General features: G+C 48.7%; 20 protein-coding genes. 2 read left to right on the top strand and 18 right to left on the bottom strand.

What is annotated here, in order from left to right; all coding sequences use genetic code 11:
• Positions 1-2: 2 nt before the first annotated feature.
• The 12 genes from fliF to A3844_RS13825 form a co-directional block, all read right to left on the bottom strand.
• Positions 3-1,592: a flagellar basal-body MS-ring/collar protein FliF gene (gene fliF / locus A3844_RS13880; protein WP_074088092.1), complete on the bottom strand. Its 1,590-nt coding sequence runs from the start codon at positions 1,590-1,592 to the stop codon at positions 3-5.
• 34 nt (positions 1,593-1,626) lie between these two features.
• A complete protein-coding gene (gene fliE / locus A3844_RS13875; protein ID WP_074101793.1) occupies positions 1,627-1,935 on the bottom strand; it encodes a flagellar hook-basal body complex protein FliE in 309 nt (102 codons plus the stop codon).
• Positions 1,936-1,968: 33 nt separating this feature from the next.
• On the bottom strand, positions 1,969-2,418 hold the full coding sequence (flgC, locus tag A3844_RS13870) for a flagellar basal body rod protein FlgC (RefSeq protein ID WP_074088089.1): 450 nt from the start codon (positions 2,416-2,418) through the stop codon (positions 1,969-1,971).
• Positions 2,419-2,424: 6 nt separating this feature from the next.
• Entirely contained in the window at positions 2,425-2,832 is a 408-nt protein-coding gene (flgB, locus tag A3844_RS13865; protein ID WP_074101792.1) for a flagellar basal body rod protein FlgB, read from the bottom strand.
• A 378-nt stretch (positions 2,833-3,210) separates the two neighbouring features.
• Positions 3,211-4,611: an ATP-dependent protease ATPase subunit HslU gene (gene hslU / locus A3844_RS13860; RefSeq protein WP_074088086.1), complete on the bottom strand. Its 1,401-nt coding sequence runs from the start codon at positions 4,609-4,611 to the stop codon at positions 3,211-3,213.
• A 32-nt stretch (positions 4,612-4,643) separates the two neighbouring features.
• Positions 4,644-5,186 (bottom strand): ATP-dependent protease subunit HslV, encoded by a 543-nt coding sequence (hslV, locus tag A3844_RS13855; protein WP_074088084.1) that lies wholly within the window; start codon positions 5,184-5,186, stop codon positions 4,644-4,646.
• A gap of 115 nt (positions 5,187-5,301) precedes the next feature.
• Positions 5,302-6,660 (bottom strand): FADH(2)-oxidizing methylenetetrahydrofolate--tRNA-(uracil(54)-C(5))-methyltransferase TrmFO, encoded by a 1,359-nt coding sequence (gene trmFO, locus A3844_RS13850; RefSeq protein WP_074101791.1) that lies wholly within the window; start codon positions 6,658-6,660, stop codon positions 5,302-5,304.
• A 24-nt stretch (positions 6,661-6,684) separates the two neighbouring features.
• Entirely contained in the window at positions 6,685-8,781 is a 2,097-nt protein-coding gene (topA, locus tag A3844_RS13845; protein ID WP_074107695.1) for a type I DNA topoisomerase, read from the bottom strand.
• A 32-nt stretch (positions 8,782-8,813) separates the two neighbouring features.
• Entirely contained in the window at positions 8,814-9,932 is a 1,119-nt protein-coding gene (dprA, locus tag A3844_RS13840; RefSeq protein ID WP_074107694.1) for a DNA-processing protein DprA, read from the bottom strand.
• Positions 9,933-10,135: 203 nt separating this feature from the next.
• Complete coding sequence (gene sucD / locus A3844_RS13835) at positions 10,136-11,065, bottom strand: succinate--CoA ligase subunit alpha (protein ID WP_074101788.1); 930 nt, start codon at positions 11,063-11,065, stop codon at positions 10,136-10,138.
• Between the two features lie 30 nt (positions 11,066-11,095).
• Positions 11,096-12,253: an ADP-forming succinate--CoA ligase subunit beta gene (gene sucC, locus A3844_RS13830; RefSeq protein ID WP_074107693.1), complete on the bottom strand. Its 1,158-nt coding sequence runs from the start codon at positions 12,251-12,253 to the stop codon at positions 11,096-11,098.
• A gap of 351 nt (positions 12,254-12,604) precedes the next feature.
• Positions 12,605-13,069, bottom strand: coding sequence for a MarR family winged helix-turn-helix transcriptional regulator (locus tag A3844_RS13825; RefSeq protein ID WP_074088073.1), 465 nt, complete (start codon positions 13,067-13,069; stop codon positions 12,605-12,607).
• 147 nt (positions 13,070-13,216) lie between these two features.
• Here A3844_RS13825 and A3844_RS13820 point away from each other — a divergent pair, with 147 nt between their 5' ends.
• Entirely contained in the window at positions 13,217-13,645 is a 429-nt protein-coding gene (locus tag A3844_RS13820; RefSeq protein ID WP_074107692.1) for an organic hydroperoxide resistance protein, read from the top strand.
• A gap of 98 nt (positions 13,646-13,743) precedes the next feature.
• Here the strand turns inward: A3844_RS13820 and A3844_RS13815 are convergent, their stop codons facing one another.
• From A3844_RS13815 to A3844_RS13790, 6 genes are all read right to left on the bottom strand, one after another.
• Positions 13,744-15,414 carry a YifB family Mg chelatase-like AAA ATPase gene (locus A3844_RS13815; protein WP_074107691.1) on the bottom strand — a complete coding sequence of 557 codons (1,671 nt, stop codon included), beginning with the start codon at positions 15,412-15,414 and terminating at the stop codon, positions 13,744-13,746.
• A 199-nt stretch (positions 15,415-15,613) separates the two neighbouring features.
• Positions 15,614-16,123, bottom strand: coding sequence for a metallophosphoesterase (locus A3844_RS13810; protein WP_074088067.1), 510 nt, complete (start codon positions 16,121-16,123; stop codon positions 15,614-15,616).
• Positions 16,124-16,168: 45 nt separating this feature from the next.
• Positions 16,169-16,585, bottom strand: coding sequence for a hypothetical protein (locus A3844_RS13805; RefSeq protein ID WP_083606844.1), 417 nt, complete (start codon positions 16,583-16,585; stop codon positions 16,169-16,171).
• A 132-nt stretch (positions 16,586-16,717) separates the two neighbouring features.
• Entirely contained in the window at positions 16,718-17,104 is a 387-nt protein-coding gene (locus A3844_RS13800) for a YraN family protein (RefSeq protein WP_074107690.1), read from the bottom strand.
• Positions 17,101-17,403, bottom strand: a complete 303-nt coding sequence (locus A3844_RS13795) for an EscU/YscU/HrcU family type III secretion system export apparatus switch protein (protein ID WP_074088061.1) — start codon at positions 17,401-17,403, stop codon at positions 17,101-17,103. The genes A3844_RS13800 and A3844_RS13795 overlap by 4 nt, the downstream gene beginning before the upstream one ends.
• Positions 17,400-19,616 (bottom strand): hypothetical protein, encoded by a 2,217-nt coding sequence (locus A3844_RS13790; protein WP_074107689.1) that lies wholly within the window; start codon positions 19,614-19,616, stop codon positions 17,400-17,402. Before A3844_RS13790 ends, A3844_RS13795 begins: the two co-directional genes overlap by 4 nt.
• 104 nt (positions 19,617-19,720) lie before the next feature.
• On the opposite strand from A3844_RS13790, the gene A3844_RS33110 reads away from it, so the two are divergent.
• Positions 19,721-19,925, top strand: a 205-nt coding sequence (locus A3844_RS33110; protein WP_208619398.1) for a hypothetical protein, incomplete at its 3' end; no start/stop codon positions are given.

Here is a 19,925-nt window from a genome sequence, read left to right as displayed (position 1 = left end):
TTTCACCTCTGTTCGTCTGCTAGCCATGTACGCAGCAGATTTACGAATTCATCCGGTTTCTTCTTCGCCAGACTTTCCAGTTGCTTACGAACCTGACTTTCGTTCGTCACGCTCTCCATATTAATTGATGGGAATTCGGTAGGAATCTGAAGCGGAATATCTTCTTCCACTTCTTCTTCTGCCTTCTTCTTACGGCTGCGGTAGATAAGGAACCCGCCTCCTGCACCAACCAGTAAAGCAGCGGCGGCAATAGCCCAAATCATCCATGTTGCAAGTCCGCCTGCAGCTGCATTAGCATCCGTACTTCCGAATTGTTGGGAATATACCGAAACTTTTTTAGCTAAGTCTGCGTCTGTATAAGTGACACCAGAATCAGCAAGAGATGCCCGAACGATATTCACCAAAATGTTCTGAATGGCTGCCGAAGTAGTAGCATCCAAAGTTGTTTGTCCTGCAGGTGGTTCAACCGCAACATTTATGGTTAAATCTTTAACAGAATATGGACTTGCAATAATATCCTTAGTGATATGGTTCACTTCAAAGTTTCTCGTCTCCGAAGACTCCTCAGAAGAAGAATTTCCTGAACCTGTATCCGCTGGATAACCCGCGACATCTTGAGAGCCTGTACCTGCAACCCCTCCGGTAGTGTTTCCCTTACCTGAATAGGAATTGCTGATAATCTGCGAGCTGATCTCAATCCCTTTCATATTCTCCGTATCTACCGGCGTTACCAGTTTCTCCTGTCTGTTCTCCTTATCAAAATTCAATTGGGAGAAGACTAGAACATCAACTTTATCCGGACCCGTGAGTGTACTCAGGAACTGCTTTACATTCTTTTTAACTTCCTCTTCAAATTTCTTTTTGAGAGTGAAATTTTCTTCAACCTGACTAGAAACTCCCGCTTGCCCGCCTTTGGCCGTTGGCATTAATTCAACTTCATTATTGGCAATCGTAATGTTGTCAATCGGCAGGTTTGGCACAGCAGTCTTCACAAGGTTGAAGTAACCATCGATATTTTCCTGGGATGGTCGAAATCCAGGGTCAAAACTAAGCACCACGGAAGCAGAAGCCTTTTCTTGATCCTCCTGTGAGGCAAAAACAGTTTCCTTGGGCAGATTGATCAGAACCTTGGCATCTTTAATGCCCTGCATTCTTCTCATTAGCTGCTCTACTTCACCATTCAAAGCATTGTTGTACTTCACATTAAACTCACTGTCCGTTGTACCAATCATCGACGATGATTCATCAAAAACCTTGTATCCGATTGAACCCCCCTGTACAATCCCCTGCGAACCAATGTCCACTTTGACCCGGGCGGCATCTGTACTAGGGACGGAGATGCTTTTACCGTCAGGACTCAGGCGATAAGAAACTCCAGCTGTGTCCAGGTAACTCATTACTCCGGCTGAATCGGTACTATCTAAATCTTGAAAAGCCACTTCGTATTCCGTCTTCGATAATTGCATCGATAAAACTACGATTATGATTATGATGATAAACAGTGTGGAAAAAAATAATATTTTCTGTTTACCGCTGAATCTGTTCCAATACTGGGTAATTTTTTCCCGGTACTGGGCAAATCTTTCATTCACAGTGTCACCCCATCCGAAACTAAGCTAGGATTATTTAGATTTGAGTTCTCATAATTTCCTGATAGGCTTCAATCACTTTGTTCCGGACTTGTGTAGTCAACTGCAAACTCAGCAATGCCTGTTGGGAAGAAATCATTGCTTGATCAACATTGACTTCACCCAGGACGAATTTGTTATTCATATCTTTTGCCTGCTGTTCTTGACCCGCTACCTGATCCAAAGCATTCTGCAAATAAGAACTAAAGCTCTGGCCTGAACCTTCAACGGTTGTTGACTCAGCAGCTGGGGTTTTCATAGCTAACGGCTTGATTGCCTGCGCCCCGATACTTAAATTTTGTATCAACTGTTTCCCTCCTGATGTGTTTTATATTTTATTTTACCGCCCGATTTCGAGCGCTTTGCTTACCATGGATTTGGATGCATTCAGCATCGTGAGATTAGCTTCGTAGGATCGAGTCGTAGACAGCATATCCACCATTTCTTTGGTGATATCCACGTTTGGCATGTACACATACCCATCGGCATCCGCATCCGGATGACTCGGATTGTACACCGGCTTCAGTGGTGATGAATCTTCAATGATAGACTGTACCTTAACCCCTTGGCTTCCACCACTATTCATTTTCGAATGCAGGATATTGGAGAAGCTGTCATTCTGGGCTGTTTCAAGTACAACCATCTTTCGCCGGTAAGGAACGGCTTTTCCATCAACCACAGAGGCTCTTGTTGTCTCTGCATTTGCAATGTTAGAGGAAATCACATCCATTCTTAAGCGCTGGGCGGTTAATGCTGAAGCGCTGATCCCAAAGCTGCTACCAAAGTTCATTTCTCATTATCTCCCTTCAACCACTGTACGCATCATTGTAATCTGGCTGTTCAACTGCTCTACATATGCATTGTATCTGAGCTGATTCTCAGCGCTTAGCGCCTGCTCACGATCCATATCCACATTATTGTCGTTATTGTTCATTGATGTAGTTTCATCTGTACTGACTACTGCTGCTGGTACTATAGTACCTGTTCCGAATTGGAAGTGCCGGGAATCTGTCACCTTCGCATTAAGTGTTGACTGAAGTCCACTCTCCTGTTGCTGTAAAAAGCTCTCAAAATTGACATCAGAGCGTTTAAAATTAGGAGTGTCAACGTTGGCTACATTATTAGCCAGAACACTTTGTCGTTTGGTGGCGGCATCTAGGCCTCCCTGCAATCTTTGAAAACTGACACTGTTCAATAAACCCAATGGAAATCCCCCTTCCAAAACCTTTGTGATGAAAAGAATTCCACAAACGCCTTACGAATTCCTGCTTGATTCGACAAAAAAAGCTAAAATTCTTCCACACTTGCCGAATATAGGTCGAAAGTTGTCGATGGACAAAAATAATGTCAATCTCATATACATTGATTCTCTTAGAATTTGTATATTATTACAATAAGAAATAAGCCCTATCTTTTCTGAAAAGAGAGGGCTTACAGCATGTTTTTTCTATTTTTTTACTTTTCAATGCCATGATATGACTGCTTTTAACATATAATTACATAAATACCCCCGATTAAGGGGGTATTTTGTATATAGCTAATTCCAAATACCTAAATTTGAATTGTCCCAAGTCTCAATGTACTACAGGATATATTGGCTTAAGTCGCGATCCTGTGCGATTCCTACCAATTTTTCACGAACATACTCTGGAGTAATGACCATTGTATCCAAAGTAAGCTCAGGAGCTTCAAAAGATAGGTCTTCCAGCAGTTTCTCTAAAATAGTATGCAGTCTACGCGCACCTATATTCTCCATATTCTGGTTTACTGAGGCTGCAATCCTAGCGATCTCATAAATCGCTTCTTGCTGAAACTGAACTTCGATATTTTCCGTTCTCAGCAGATTGACATATTGTTTCGTTAGAGCGTTCTCCGGTTCAGTCAGAATAGAGACAAAATCCTCAAGTGTCAGACTGCTCAGTTCCACACGGATTGGAAACCGGCCCTGCAACTCAGGTATAAGGTCCGAAGGTTTGGCAACATGAAAAGCTCCAGCAGCCATAAACAATACATAGTCAGTCTTAACTGGACCATACTTGGTCATTACTGTAGAACCTTCAACGATAGGCAAGATATCACGCTGTACCCCTTCTCTGGATACATCAGGTCCCGAGCCTTTGCCTTGACTGGCTACTTTGTCGATCTCGTCGATAAATATAATCCCAGACTGTTCGGCACGTGATACCGATTCCTGAATGACATCATCCATATCGATCAGCTTTGCGGCTTCATCCTGGATCAGGACTTTCCGTGCTTCTCTGATCGGAAGTTTACGCTTCTTGGTCCGCTTAGGTAAAAGACTGCCGAACATTTCCTGCATGTTCATACCCATCTGATCATTACCTTGTCCAGCGAACATGTCGAGCATATTAGGTGCCGTATCCTCAACATCCACCTCGATGATGTCGTCCTCCAGCTGTCCTGCAAGCAATTTGAACTTGACTCCACGGCGGCGCTCACTAAGACTGCCATCCTCCGCTTCTTCTTTGGTATCATCGCTTCCGCTGTTGTTACCGCCAAAAATCATCTCAAACGGATTCCGTTGTGATTTATTTTTGGATCCCCCAGGCACCAGAATAGACACAATCCGGTCATTGGCCATTTCTTCAGCTCGGTCCTTTACTTTCTCGGTCCGCTCCAGTTTCACCATACGAATAGAGGTTTCCACCAAATCACGGACCATTGACTCTACGTCACGCCCCACGTAACCAACCTCTGTAAACTTGGTGGCCTCCACTTTAATAAACGGGGCATTGACCAGCTTGGCCAGACGCCGTGCAATCTCAGTCTTGCCGACACCAGTAGGTCCGATCATCAGAATATTCTTCGGGACAACCTCATCCCGCAGGTCTTCAGACAGCAGCGAGCGGCGATAACGGTTGCGGAGCGCAACAGCCACTGATTTCTTAGCCTGCTTCTGGCCTACAATATATTTATCTAGTTCTGCTACGATTTGCCGGGGTGTAAGCGATTGATTCACCATTGTGACTTCCTCCCTTTTCTGTGGCACCGTGCCTACAGTTCTTCGACAATAATATTTGAATTGGTATACACACATATCTCGGATGCAATCGTCAGCGCTTCTTTGGCTATTTCTGCAGCGCTTAGATTGGAGGCATGACGTTTCAAAGCACGTCCTGAAGCGAGCGCGAAATTACCTCCTGAACCGATGGCAAGCACATCATCATCCGGCTCAATAATTTCTCCATTTCCGGAAATCAGCAGCATACCTTCTTTATCCATCACAATCATCAGCGCTTCCAGCTTCCGCAAAATGCGGTCCTGGCGCCAATCCTTGGCCAGTTCTACTGCCGCACGCTGTAAGTTTCCATGATGCTCCTCCAGCTTGCCCTCGAACTTCTCGAACAACGTAATCGCATCCGCCACGGATCCCGCAAAGCCGGCGATAACCTGCCCCCTATATAAACGACGTACCTTTCTGGCCGTTGTTTTCATAATAACACTCTCGCCAAATGTAACCTGGCCATCTCCTGCTATTGCCGCATGGCCATTATGTCTCACCGCACAAATTGTAGTTGCATGAAAGCTAGGTAACATAATTTAAGCAACCTCCTAAAAGTTTTGTGAGCGTTACTGCCAGGAATCATCTACGTACAAAACTTGCTTCGAAAGCATAACCCTAAGCTTTATGAGTTTTGCTGCATATCTTCTTTTATTGAGAAGTCTGATCCGCATTCTCCGGTTCATTGTGCGGAAGGCCCGTATGAGCGGCGTACGCGGCGAGACTATCCAGGGCACGATGAGCAAGAAACTCATTTTTTTCTTTTTTGCTGCGGATTCTTTGCGCAAGCTTGGGCAATAGACCAAAATTGGCATTCATCGGCTGAAAATGTTCCGGATCGGCAGACGTGATGTAAGCAGGCATACTGCCCAGCACGGTCTCCTGAGGGAAGATGAGGCCTTCATCCCCAAGCGCTGCCCTCGCAGCATTCACGCCAGCAATCAGCCCCGATGCAGCGGACTCTACGTAACCTTCAACCCCCGTCATTTGACCGGCAAAAAAAAGTCTTTCCCGGCCCTTCATTTGATAGGTAGGATGCAAGAGCTTCGGAGAATTAATAAATGTATTACGGTGCATTACTCCATAGCGGACATACTCGGCATTCTCCAGGCCCGGAATCAGTGAGAATACCCGTTTCTGCTCGCCCCACTTCAGATGTGTCTGGAAGCCAACCAGATTATAAAGCGTTCCGGCAGCGTTATCCTGACGTAACTGTACAACCGCGTAAGGAAGTTTACCTGTATGAGGATTCAAGAGCCCCACCGGTTTCATGGGTCCGAACAAGGCGGTCTGTTTGCCGCGCTTCATCATGATTTCAATCGGCATACAGCCTTCAAAATAAATCTCTTTCTCAAAATCTTTGATTGCTGCAGTCTCTGCAGAAATTAGCGCATCATAAAAACGGTCAAATTCCTCTTCCGTCATCGGACAGTTCAGATAAGCCGCCTCACCTTTATCATAACGGGAGGCCAGATATACCTTGCTCATGTCGATGGTATCCTTTTCCACGATCGGAGCGGCGGCATCATAGAAGTAAAAGTACTCTTCACCTAACAGGCCTTTGATCTCGGCGGATAATGCCGGAGAAGTCAACGGACCGGTAGCAACCACAACGATCCCTTCCTCCGGTATATGCGTAAGTTCTTCATTTATGACTTCTACTAGGGGATGATTGTGCAGTTTGGCAGTAATTTCACCGGAGAATCCATCACGGTCAACAGCAAGTGCTCCGCCAGCAGGAACTGCGTGACGGTCGGCTGCACCCAGCACCAGTGAATCCAGACGTCGCATTTCTTCCTTAAGCACCCCAACCGCATTACCCAGTCCATTGGCACGCAAAGAGTTGCTGCATACCAGTTCTGCAAATTGATCGGTATGATGCGCAGGAGTCTTCACAACAGGTCTCATCTCATATAATCTAACCGGAACCCCCCGGGAAGCTATCTGCCAGGCCGCTTCGCTCCCTGCGAGGCCGGCCCCTATTACTGTAACCTTAGCTAATTCTGTCAATTTCCTTTCCTCCTGTAGAGACATTTATTCTGCCAGTTCTTCGCCTTCAAGTACAGCCTCGGTATGATCGCAAGAAGTGCACTGGAGCTTTGTCCCCTGCTTATTACGCTTCTCAATCATCCAGGAGCCGCAGACGGGGCATGGTTTAATGGATGGTCTGTCCCACGATACAAAATCACAGCCAGGGTATTGATCGCAGCCATAGAAGACACGGCCTTTTTTACTACGGCGCTCTACGACTTTACCTTCATGACACTTCGGACAACTTACCCCAATATCCTTGACAATCGGCTTGGTGTTCCGGCAATCCGGGAATCCGGAGCAAGCCAGAAACTTACCGAACCGACCAAGCTTATATACCATCGGTTTGCCGCATTTCTCACACAGCTCATCCGACACTTCATCTTCAATTTCAATTTCCTTCATTTCTTCCTCAGCAAACACCAGCCGCTTCTCAAAGGAAGTGTAGAATTCAGATAATACTTTTACCCAATCCTCCGCGCCTTCTTCAACATGGTCAAGATCGCCTTCCATATGCGCCGTGAATTCTACATCCAGAATCTCAGGGAAAAACTGTTCCATCTGCTCGATGATTAATTCTCCAAGTTCTGTCGGCATGAACTTCTTCTCTTCAATCGCCACATAACCACGCTTTTGGATCGTTTCCAGTGTAGGGGCATAAGTACTTGGACGCCCTATTCCCAGCTCTTCCAACGTTTTGACCAGCCGTGCCTCTGTGTATCGCGGAGGCGGCTGTGTGAAATGCTGCTTCGGCTCAATCTCATGTTTAACCAGGTCATCGCCGGCTTTGAGCGGAGGTAAATACTTTTCCTCATCCGTGGTTCCGTCATCATTGCCTTCGACATATACCTTCATAAAACCCGCAAAAGACACTTTGGAACCGACGGCCCGGAACACGGCAGCGCCTGCGGTAATATCTACCGAGAGCGTATCCAGAACTGCAGAAGACATCTGACTGGAAACAAACCGCTCCCATATCAGCTTATACAGCCGGAATTGGTCACGGCTCATGTATTCTTTAACCATCTCAGGCTCACGAAGTGCAGAGGTAGGGCGGATAGCTTCATGTGCATCCTGTGATCCGGCGGCTTTTTTGGAATACTGACGAGGTGTCTCAGGGACGAATTTCTCACCGTATTTGGATAAGATCAATTCCTTGGCTTCATCCTGCGCGGTTACGGATAGACGAGTGGAGTCGGTACGCATATAAGTGATCAAACCGACCGTTCCTTCTTTGCCGAGCTCGACACCCTCATACAGCTGCTGAGCCACTGACATGGTTTTGGCTGCGCGGAAGCCCAGCTTTCGTGCTGCTTCCTGCTGCAGGGAGCTCGTCGTGAAAGGTGCGGAAGGATGCCGTTGTCTTTCTTTTTCTTTTACTTCACTTACCTTGAAGGCAGCATCTTTGATTGCTTTCAGGACTTCCTGAACATCGCTTTCCTGACCAAGTTCTTTCTTATCGCCGTTCAGTTTGTGGAACTTGGCTTCGAAGAGTGAATCCCGAACGCCCAGCTTCGCGGTAATACTCCAATATTCCGTAGGTACAAATGCCGAAATTTCATTCTCGCGGTCCATAATGATTTTGACGGCAACAGATTGCACACGGCCGGCGGACAAACCTTTTTTGACTTTCTTCCATAATAGCGGGCTAATCTTGTAGCCGACCAGACGATCCAGAATACGCCGTGCCTGCTGAGCGTTAACCAGATCCATATTAATCTTGCGCGGTGTCTTGAAGGCATCTTTTACAGCCTGCTTCGTAATCTCATTAAAAACGACCCGGCATTCCTGTGTGTTGTCCAGATCCAGCGCATGCGCCAGATGCCAGGCAATGGCTTCACCTTCGCGGTCCGGGTCAGCCGCCAGATAGACTTTTTTCACTTTTTTGCTGGCGTCCTTAAGTTCCTTCAAAATCGAACCCTTACCGCGGATCGTAATATACTTGGGATTGAAGTCATTTTCCACTTCTACACCAATCTGACTCTTCGGCAAATCCCTGATATGTCCCATAGAAGCCTTTACGATATATTTACTTCCTAAATATTTGCCAATTGTCTTCGCTTTTGCCGGCGATTCGACAATAACCAATGCTTCCGCCATAGGTTGTTCCTCCTAAAAGTGTTCCTTCTATATTAAATTACCTTATAAATTGCCCCTGGTAATTGTGATACCGCTTTTTTTATGATTAAAGATAACAGAACTGAATGCAAATGTCCAAAATCCCATCCCGTTCTGAGCAGCAGCTCATCCAGTGTAAAAGGGCCTTGATGCAGTATATGGTATAGGTGAGACTCCTCACTTGTCAATTTCTTTTCCCTGAGCCTGTCTTCCCCTACCGGCTGCAAAACGGCCCTTTCTGTATCTCCTATAGACTTTGAAGGCACGTGCGACAGGTATTCTTCAATAATATCAGAGGCTCCGGTTACGAGTTTTGCCCCTTGCTTAATTAAGTCTAGTGCTCCCCGGCTTTTGGGTGAAGTAATCGGTCCCGGTACGGCAAACACATCTCTCCCGGCTTCAAGGGCGGCGTCAGCGGTAATCAGTGAGCCACTCCGGGCATCCGCTTCGACAACCAGCGTTCCCAGTGTAAGTCCCGCAATAATTCGATTCCGCTGAGGGAAAAGTCCGGGATGGCTTTTGGTTCCCAGCGGATACTCACTGAGTACCAGGCCTTCACGCGAAATCTGCCGCTCCAGCTCCCTATTCTCCGGAGGATATATCCTGTCGAGTCCTGTAGCAACCACAGCAACGGTACCGCCTTTGCTCCCCAGCGCAGCTTCATGACAGACACTGTCAATGCCCCGGGCAAGTCCACTTACCACTGTGAAGCCTGCCGCACTTAGCTCTGAAGCCAGCATTTCACCAACCTTACGCCCATAGGCCGTTGGCACACGGGTTCCAACCATTGCGATTGAAGGACAGGAAGCGAGCTTCAGATTGCCTCTGTAATACAACACCCAAGGGGGCTGCGGCGTTTCTTTAAGTCGCTCCGGGTAATCTTTATCCAACAGAGTAGCCGCCTCTACACCGCTTTCCTTCATTAAATTGCAGCGGGTACAAATCCATTCTTCATTAAAATCAGCAGCGAGCTTCTGAGCAATTTTCGCAGGGATCCCCGCTTTTACCCAATCCTCATAGCTACACAAAAATGCATTTTCCGTCAAAAGTCCCGCTTGGAGAATTCTGTCGATGGTTTTCCAGCCAACACCCTCTACTTCATTCAATCCGATCAACAGTCCGCGTCTTTCCATATGTACTTCTCTCCTTTAGATGAAGGCAAGCCTTCTAAATAAAATAAGCCATCCCACCTGAGGTAAGGTATAGCAGGAATTCTCCTTGTAAAATAAGGCCGAACGCCAAAAAAGCAACCTTTTATCCCCATGAAAGAGAACAAAAGGTTGCTTACCTTATAAGCTGATTATACCTAATCTGGACGCAAATGTATTGTGAAATATCAGTGAGTCGTAAAAGCGTTCAGAATGCCGCGTTCTTCCAGGACGCTCACAAGGGTAGAGCCCATTTCGGCTGGAGTTGGCGCAACTTTGATACCGCAGGATTCCAGTACAGCAATCTTTTCGCTGGCCGTCCCCTTCCCACCAGAAATAATAGCTCCGGCGTGCCCCATCCGTTTACCCGGAGGCGCGGTTACACCTCCAATGAAGCCGACAACTGGCTTGGTCATATGCTCTTTGATCCACTCCGCCGCTTCCTCTTCCGCTGTACCACCGATCTCTCCGATCATAATAACAGCCTTAGTTCCAGGATCCTCATTAAACAGCTTCAAAATATCGATGAACTCCGAACCTTTTACAGGGTCACCACCAATACCGACTGCTGAAGACTGTCCGATTCCGCGCTCAGTCAACTGGTGTACCGCTTCATAGGTAAGCGTTCCACTGCGGGACACAACTCCCACGTAACCAGGCATATGAATATATCCCGGCATGATGCCTATTTTACACTCCCCTGGTGTAATGACACCCGGACAGTTAGGGCCGATCAGCACGGTAGGACGTCCTTCCATATAGCGTGAAACTTTTACCATATCCAGCACTGGGATTCCTTCAGTAATACAGATGACCAGCTCAAGGCCGGCATCCACTGCCTCCATGATTGAGTCCGCAGCAAAAGCTGGCGGCACATAAATTACACTTGCCGTCGCACCCGTAGCTGCCTTGGCAGCTACAACCGTATCGAATACGGGCAGACTGACCTCACTGCCATTGTCTAAAGTAATATTGACAGTGGTCCCGCCTTTGCCCGGGGTAACCCCGCCTACCATCTGGGTACCGTAATCCAGGGCTCCCTTGGTATGGAACAAGCCGGTCGAGCCTGTGATCCCTTGCGTGATGACCTTCGTATTTTTATCTACAAGAATGCTCATCTATAGTCACATCCCTACTTAGAATTGTCTTTACACAAGAGCTACAATCTTACGGGCTCCATCCGCCATGGAATCCGCAGCTACGATATTCAGCCCAGACCCGGCAAGAATCTGCTTGCCCAGTGCAACATTGGTGCCTTCAAGACGGACAACAAGCGGCTTGGTCAGTCCAAGCTGTCTTGCAGCTTCAACTACTCCGCTGGCGATAACATCACAACGCATGATTCCGCCGAAAATATTGACGAATATTCCATTTACTTTGTCGTCGGACAAAATAATTTTGAATGCCTCAGTAACCTTTTCGGTGGTGGCACCGCCCCCTACATCCAGGAAGTTAGCCGGCTCACCGCCATAGTATTTGATAATATCCATCGTGGCCATGGCCAGTCCGGCACCGTTCACCATGCATCCAATGTTGCCGTCCAGGGCGATGTAGCTCAGATCGAATTTGGAAGCTTCAATCTCCTTCGCATCCTCTTCGTCCAGGTCACGCAGCTCCAGAATATCCTTATGCCGGAACAAGGCATTGGAATCGAAATTCAGCTTCGCATCAAGTGCCATAACGTTTCCATCCCCCGTAACCACGAGAGGATTAATCTCAGCAATGGAGCAATCTTTATCCACAAAAGCCAAATAGAGCGCTTGCATCAACTTGACAGCTTTATTAACCAGTTCTGTTGGAATCGCTATACTGTACGCTAATTTCCGGGCTTGAAACGTCTGCAATCCTACCGCCGGATCAATAATCTCCTTGAAGATCTTCTCAGGATGCGTAGCCGCAACCTCTTCAATCTCAGTTCCGCCTTCCTCCGATGCCATCATCACCACACGGCCGGAGCCACGGTCAACAACAAGTCCAATATAGTATTCTTTTACAATCTGACAGCCTTCCTCAATCAGCAGCCGTTTTACTACCTTACCTTCCGGCCCGGTCTGATGGGTAATCAGCGTCTTTCCGAGAATCTCTTCCGCATATGCACGAACCTCTTCGCTTGTTTTGGCGACCTTTACGCCTCCGGCTTTGCCGCGTCCGCCAGCATGAATCTGCGCTTTGACCACTACAACCGGGGTACTCAGCGACGCTGCGGCTTCTACCGCTTCCTCCACTGTATAAGCTACTTTTCCGTTCGGTACGGCCACGCCGTACTTCTTAAGTACTTCTTTTCCCTGATACTCGTGGATATTCATACCGGAAGCCTCCTAAAGTATTGCGGTGGCGAAGCAGGCAGCCTGCTGCCATTCCGCTTTCCGTTTTGATTGTCCAAAGCCGGGTCCAGACCGGTAAAATATAGTAATATCCCGGTACATACAGAATACCCGTGCCGGAATCATTTGAAATCGGCACAGGTTTCTGTCTATGACATCCGGGACGAAAATATCGTTTTGAACCGATTTCCGCCCAGCGCCATAATATGAAACCCAGAATATTGTAACATGTTTTAAAAACGCTTTCCTTAAAAACTTTCATGATTTATACATACATTTTCGCTCGATTTCATGCCGGAATGCGAACGATTGCATTGACTTTACATAAACAAGCTATTTTACGGCATTGGTATTGGCTTCGTGTACACGGGCAAGCAGGTCCTTGAATTGCCCCAGCAGACCCACAAATTCATCTGCCGATAACATCGTACCTTCCGCCATTTTTCCGGGGATGCATGCTGCTTCACCCCGTAGAGCCTTACCCTGTTCGGTTAAGGAGATCAGTACCTTCCGTTCATCCTGAAGTGATCGTTCGCGAAGAATCAGACCGGCAGCCTGCAACCTCTTCAGCAGCGGCGTTAATGTGCCTGAATCCAAAAAAAGCGCTTCTCCCAGCTCTTTAACTGTACACTGGTGTCGTTCCCACAGTACAAGCATTACAAGGTATTGGGAATACGTTAGTCCAATCTTGTCCAGATGTGGCTGGTACAGCTTTGTGAATTCACGTGAACAGGCATAAATGGTAAAACACAGTTGATTCTCAAGCAGCAGCTCGGGGGTTGTAGTTGTCTCTTGCATATCTTCTTCACCTGCCTTTGTGACATTATTTTATCACAATTTCTAATTAATATCATGTTAATAGCAAAAAATATATTGACTATTATTTTTATTGTGTTAAATTAAATTGTGTACAATACATTAGCAAATGAACGGGAGAGATTAATAATGATGACTATCCAACAGAAAATGTACGAAACCACAGTAAAAGCAGTAGGCGGAAGAAATGGATATATAGAATCCGAAAGCCCAAAACTGAATCTCACCATCAGCACTCCACGTGAAATGGGCGGTGCCGGCGGCGAAGGCACCAATCCGGAGCAGCTGTTCGCAGCTGGCTATTCCGCTTGCTTCGACAGTGCACTGAACATGGTAGCCCGTATGGGAAAAGTAAAAATCGAAGGCAGCGAAGTCACGGCTACCGTCAGTTTCGGAAAAGTTGAGGATGGCGGGTTCGGTATCGCCGTTAAAATGGATGTCCTTGTTAAAGGCGTCGATAAAGAAACCGCAGCACAATTGGTAGAAGCTGCTCATGGTGCGTGCCCTTACTCCCGCGCAACCCGCGGTAACATTGCAGTCGAGTTGAATGTGCTGTAAGAACTAATTGCACATCTCGTTAACATAGCACAGGCCGTCCGGTCTCCCGGACGGCTTGTTTGTATAGGTAAACTGTGAGGCTCTGTAAACTTACAGAATCACTCATCTACTACAACTTGCCTGTCCAAATTACGGTATTGGACAGCTTCGGCAAGATGGGAAGAACCGATATCTGCCTCCCCTTCAAGATCAGCAATAGTACGGGCCAGCTTAATGATCCGGTCATGCGCCCGCATACTTAAACCGAGACTTTCCAGAATATCATTCAGTAATTGTCTCCCGTCTTTTTGAAGCCTTGCATAGCGGCGCAGAGCAGTCCCTGAAAGCTCGCTGTTCCATGAGATCGGCAGACCTCTGTAACGTTCCTTTTGAATAGCTTGTACCTTAAGAACCTCGGTGCGCATCTCCGACGAAGATATCGAGGCCCCCTGCCCCTCCCAGTCTCTCGGACGGGGAACATCAACCTGCATATCAATCCGGTCCAGCAGCGGTCCGGAAATTTTGCCGCGGTATTGGGCGATCTTTGCCGGACTGCAGGTGCATCGCTTCGTCGTCCCTATGCTCCCTAAATATCCACAGCTGCAAGGATTCATTGAACATGCGAGTAAAAATTGTGCCGGAAATGTAAATGCAGCCCGGGCGCGGCTGATCGTTACCACTCCATCCTCAAGGGGCTGACGGAGTACTTCAAGCACATTGCGGGAGAACTCGGGCAGCTCGTCCAAAAAGAGTACACCTCGATGTGCCAGGCTCACCTCTCCCGGCTTGGGAATCCCCCCGCCACCGATCAGTCCTGCAGCTGAGATCGTATGATGGGGGGAACGAAACGGGCGGCTGCGCAATAATCCGCTGTTCGCTTCCTTCAATTTGCCTGCAGAACTGAAGATTTTGGTCACCTCCAGCGACTCATTATCATCAAGTTCCGGAAGTATGCCTGGAAGCCGTTTGATCAGCATGGTCTTTCCCGTTCCCGGCGGTCCCATCAGAACAATATTGTGCATCCCGGCAGCAGCTATCATCAAGGCGCGTTTCACATGATTCTGCCCGAGAACATCACTATAGTCCTCCGCCATCATATTCACTTCGGAGCTTCCTGAATCAGTGTGCGCATAATCAGGAATGAATCTAAGATGATTCAGAGATAGCACTTTAACTGGTGGGCGATCTTTTTCAGTCTGGCTTGTACTAACCGTAACTGGAAAAGGAAGCTCACCCAGTTGCGAAGAAAAAGTAGATAAGGGGCGAACAGTTAATAGCTCCCTATCTGCATCCGGTGGCGGCAGCTGTCGTAAATGCTCCGCTGTATATACGGTCATTCCGCTGATTAATGACGCTTCGGCGGCATTTCCTTTCGGAACGAGTACACCCTTCATGCCGTTGCGGCGAGCTGCTTCTACCATAGACAGCACTCCGGTAACGGGCCGCAAACTTCCGTCCAGCGCCAGCTCACCAATTAATAACAGTTGTTCTGCTTCAGGCATATCCAATTGCCCGCTTGTAGTCAAAATACCAAGAGCAATGGCAAGATCGAATGCAGATCCTTCCTTACGGAGGTCAGCTGGAGCCAAATTTATGGTGACCCGCTGCTGCGGATAACGGTAACCACAATTTTTGACGGCGGCACGTACTCTCTCTACAGCTTCCCGGATCGCCGAATCAGGCAACCCAATGATGCTCGTCTGCGGCAGACCATTGGCCAGATCGATTTCCACACCAATCATGACACCCTCTATCCCATACAGGCACGCACTGTGCATTTTCCCATACATAACAAAAACACCTCTTCTCTTGAAATACGCCCATGACGGGCGGACTAAATTCAAGAAAAAGGGTGCTTCCTCATTTTCCGGTTATTCTTTTATCCTTAGTATACTTATATTCCATAGGCTTAATCAAGGGTTACCGATATGAAAATGGATATTGCCCCAAATTGCATAAGTATGCAAGCTTCGAAATACAAAAATTTCGTTATCCTTCCTCATTCACCACAACATAATCTCTGATTTGGGCAAAAGATAAAGGGGTATAGTCCCAGTGTTCTACGCAAATGTTGAAATAGTTCTTCCCCTCATACTTCTGGCTATGAATGTGGCCGTGCACATTTACGTAAGGCATATGCTTATTCATATACATGGGTTCGTGTGAAAGAAAAAAGAAATCTTTATATATTACAGGATACTCACTGACTTCATTAAATCCGGCTTCAAGCCACCAGTTCCGGCCTCGGCTGCGGTCATGATTGCCTAGAATCAGGATTTTATAGCCATTGAGAGCAGATACAATCTCCCGTGTTTTTTCCAGGTTCAAGAAAGAAAAATCCCCCAAGTGAAAGACTGTATCTTCTGTACCGACCACAGAATTCCACTTCTCGATCATCACCCGGTCCATTTCTTCCACACTGCCAAAGGGACGGGACTCAAAATCAATAATCAGTTTATGCCCAAAATGTTGATCTGAGGTAAAAAAAATATTTGACATCCCTATCCCCTTCTTCTGTACTCAGAAATAGCTTCTACGAACACTTCAATCGTTCCAGTTCCGTTTGGAAGAACGCTGACTGTTCGTATCCAGCTTAATCAACTCCGCTAGCGGAGGCACTTCCTCATGCTCTATAAGCCAGTGCCGCATCTCTTTGATGGCTTCTACCTGCCCGTTTCCTTTGTCGCGCCAGGTCAGCAGTTCAATCACCCGGATGACTAGCGACAAAAGGCTGCTATTGCTGCTCTGGGTTTTTTCGGCCCGGATTTTTTGGAATAATGCTTCATTTTCCCAATCAATCAAAATCTCCTCCGCTATGGCTGGCCGCATAACGGTAAAGGTCTTGTTACACTTGCTGCAGCAAATAACGGACACAGGCTCTCCGCCAAGCTCTACTGCAATTTTGGTGTTACAATATTGGCAAGTAAAATTCACCTGTATATCCAACGGTTGATTGCTCACTCGGACAGCCCTCCTCATGGTGGCATTAAAAGTTACAATAATGTTTACCCATTTCCTTGGAGAAATGACCCATAGTACGGAGGGTATGTCAAGACTGTATGTTTGAAAAGTCAACAAAATGTATAAAAACTTTCAAAAAGCCTCCCGTATATGATGCAGCGATGCAATACTCCTACCCTCATTCAGCATCACCGTGATGACGTCAAAAGAGACCCGGTGTTCATATGCATTCTTCATATGCATGTATACCTGGGCGGTCGCACGCACCTGACGAATCTTCCGCTCATCCACAGATTCTTCCGGGGTACCCTGAAGAGGACTTCCACTGCGACTCCGCACTTCAATAAAAACAAGCACTTCACCGTATTCAGCAATTATATCCAGTTCCCCGCTGCGGCAGCGCCAGTTACATTCTATGATCCGGTAACCTTGTGCAGTTAGGTATTGTTGAGCGGCTTTCTCGCCATCAGCACCTTTTTGCTTGCGGGTATAGGGTTCTTCAGACGAAACCTCACTCACATCTGCCTCCGTTCTCCCGCAGAGCGGTCACTCTGGTAAACAAAGCTAAGAATTTCCGCTACCAGCTGGTAGAGCTGTGGAGGAATCTGCTGGTCCAGGTCAAGCTTGGAGAGGACTTCTACCAGGGCAGCATCCTCTTGGACAGCAACCCCGCTGTCCTTCGCCATCTGCAGAATCTTATCTGCTACCGCACCTTGTCCTTTGGCGACTACGACCGGCGCTTCACTTTGACCGGGCGAATATTTAAGAGCAACCGCTTTTTTCAGGTTTTGAGAAATTTCATCGGCGGACTCACTCATATGCGGTAATCCACTCCTTTGTAGGAATCAGGCACATAATCTGCCAGTCTGCCCGCGCCGCCCGCAATGGCTGCAGATGCCGCACTAGGCTGCGGGAGGGGTTCTGTCCTCAAGCTGGACAGCTGATAGCCGATCGATTCCACTGCTGCTCCAATCTCATCCTTACGTTCTTCAAGCAGCTCTAATACCCATGGTGTATCGTTATGCAGCTTCAGACTTACGATTCTGTCCACCACCTGCACATCTACCAGTGTCTGTCCCAGCTGCTTCATATCCAGGTCAAACCACAGGCGGCAGTTCGATGCATCGAGTTCGCCCTTACGGCCCCGTCTCGACTGGATATGGACAGAAGCTGTTTCCTGCCCGTCCGGACCGTGCAGCGGCAGGAACATCGTTACTTGTGCAAACGGAGCCGTCCGATCCGTATTCAGGAGCAGTTGCTGCCCCGTCAACTGCTGCACCAGCTGGCCCGCGGCTTCTTTGACCGCGGGCGGCACTTCGCTGCTGCCCAGCACCTGCAGCAGCACGCCTTTCAGCGTATCGGCAGCCGTATCATCGCCGATAGCAGCACTCGCCAGCGCCGCCTGAGGCAGCGCTGCCTCACGCCCTGCCGCGGCTGCCGGCACTGCCGCGGCCCGCACCTCTGCGGCGGCATGCCCGCCGCCGCGAACGGCCTGCTGCTCGTGCTCTGCACCGAGCAGCTTCAGCACCCGCCCCACCCACGACTCCATGTCGCGGGTGGCTGCGGTAACCGTCTGCTGCGCCGCCGCCGCAGACGGTCCTTCCCCGCGCTGCCCTGCAGGCGCGGGGGCTGGCTCTTGCCCCGCCGCTGCTGGCGGGGCTGTAGTGCCCTGCGGCGGCTGTGCGGCCGCTGGGGCAGGGACTTGCCCCGCCGCGTCAGCGCGCGGGGCAGAAGCAAGCTGCGGCAGTGTGCCGCGCAGCTCGGTGAGCACACCCTGCAGCTTCGCGAGCAGGGCGGTACCTTTGCCAGCAGAGTTCTCTGCTGCTGGCAATGCCGTTCGTTCCGGCTGCGTACCGGAACGAACATCAGTCCCTTCTGCCTGCTCTGCAGAAGGATTACCCGCTGCGGCTCCAGATCCCGCTGCGGCAGGCTGGACATTACCAGCCTTTGGAGTGTTGTCTGTCTTTAGTGCAGGGCCTGCATCAGCAGCACCCACTTCTCCATCCAGCGAAGCAGGAGCGGTCCCTGTTTGGCCAGCAAAGGCTGCAGCCGATGGTTCCGCTGCACCAGCAGATGTATTGACCGCCACTGCTGCAGCTTCGTTCCCGGCAGGCTGCATGGTTTTCACAATGCCACCAGAAGGCGTTCCGGGAACGTCAGCCCCTTCAATAGCCAATGCTGAATCGGATGCAGCCGCTGGCACCGCTGCTACATCCGTCCCACTTACTTTAACTGCAGCAACTTGATTTGCTGCAGTATTAACAGGAGCCGCCGAATTTCCGTTTCCGGGAATTTCTGCTGCCAAAGAAGTCGCAGCGCCTCCGTTCACAGGTGTTCCTGCTGCCGGAGGAGTCGCTGCTCCTGGAATAACAGCCGAGGCAGGCGGAGTGGAGGTATTCGGTGAAGCAGTATTTCCACCCGCAGCATCGTTTTCCTGCTGAGCCCATTGGCCGATCGCCGTTTCAAGCTGAGCTACAAGCTGATGCAGCTTAGGCCCGAACACCGCTTGCTGTAGACCTTTCACACTTTCCGCCGTGACAGGAAGTCCACGTTTTACCGAAATGACTGCCGCCTCCAGCCACTCTGACACCGGAATATTTGGCGGTTTAGCATTCATTACTGCATCCAGCTTCGCTGCTGTTTCCTTGGTCAGAGCGACGCCGCCAGATACCATAGCCTGAATGATTTCCTTTCCTGCCTTGGAATCTGTAAGTCCCAGCGATTCAAGTGCTTCCCCCATACTTTGCGGCGAAGCCAATGCTGCCTCACCGGAGGAGACCGGTTTTAATACGGGCAAGCCGCCTTCTCCCGGAGGAGCAACCTGCAAATTCAACGTTTGTCCAGGCTGCAGCGGTGTCTCCAGCTCCGCACGGACAGGAGTACCTTGAATCTGTACTACTGCCTCTTTACCGGAATCCGACACACTGAGCACCACACCGCGGACCACCTGCCCTTCCTTTAGCTCTACCGCCTTGGGCTCACCCGGTTTATTGTCTCCAAGTAATCCGCGAATCAAAGATCCGATGTTCATGCCTATCTCCCCTCCCACTATAAATTAATAAATACTCTTGTTTACTCACTCGTTCTAAGATTTTCAGCCATAGACAGATTGAGAGCTGGAGAAGTCATGTAAGGATGACATTATTTTCTGGTGAAGCCGGTGGCGGGAATAGAGAGCGGGGGATTCATCCCCAACCCAAGGATACGTTCTGTGATCGCACTTTGGATATCCACACCTGTCTCCTGACGGCTTACCCTCCCATGTCACGCGGGGTCTTTGCCCTTACATTCCTTCGTTCGGCCTCTCAGGAGGTGGACGCCGTTTCTTGCTCCTTTACAG

Origin of the sequence: Paenibacillus helianthi (assembly GCF_001909055.1) — a bacterium.
In the GTDB taxonomy this organism is placed as follows: Bacteria; Bacillota; Bacilli; order Paenibacillales; family Paenibacillaceae; genus Paenibacillus_AQ; species Paenibacillus_AQ helianthi.
This window is presented reverse-complemented; position numbering and strand designations above follow the sequence as displayed.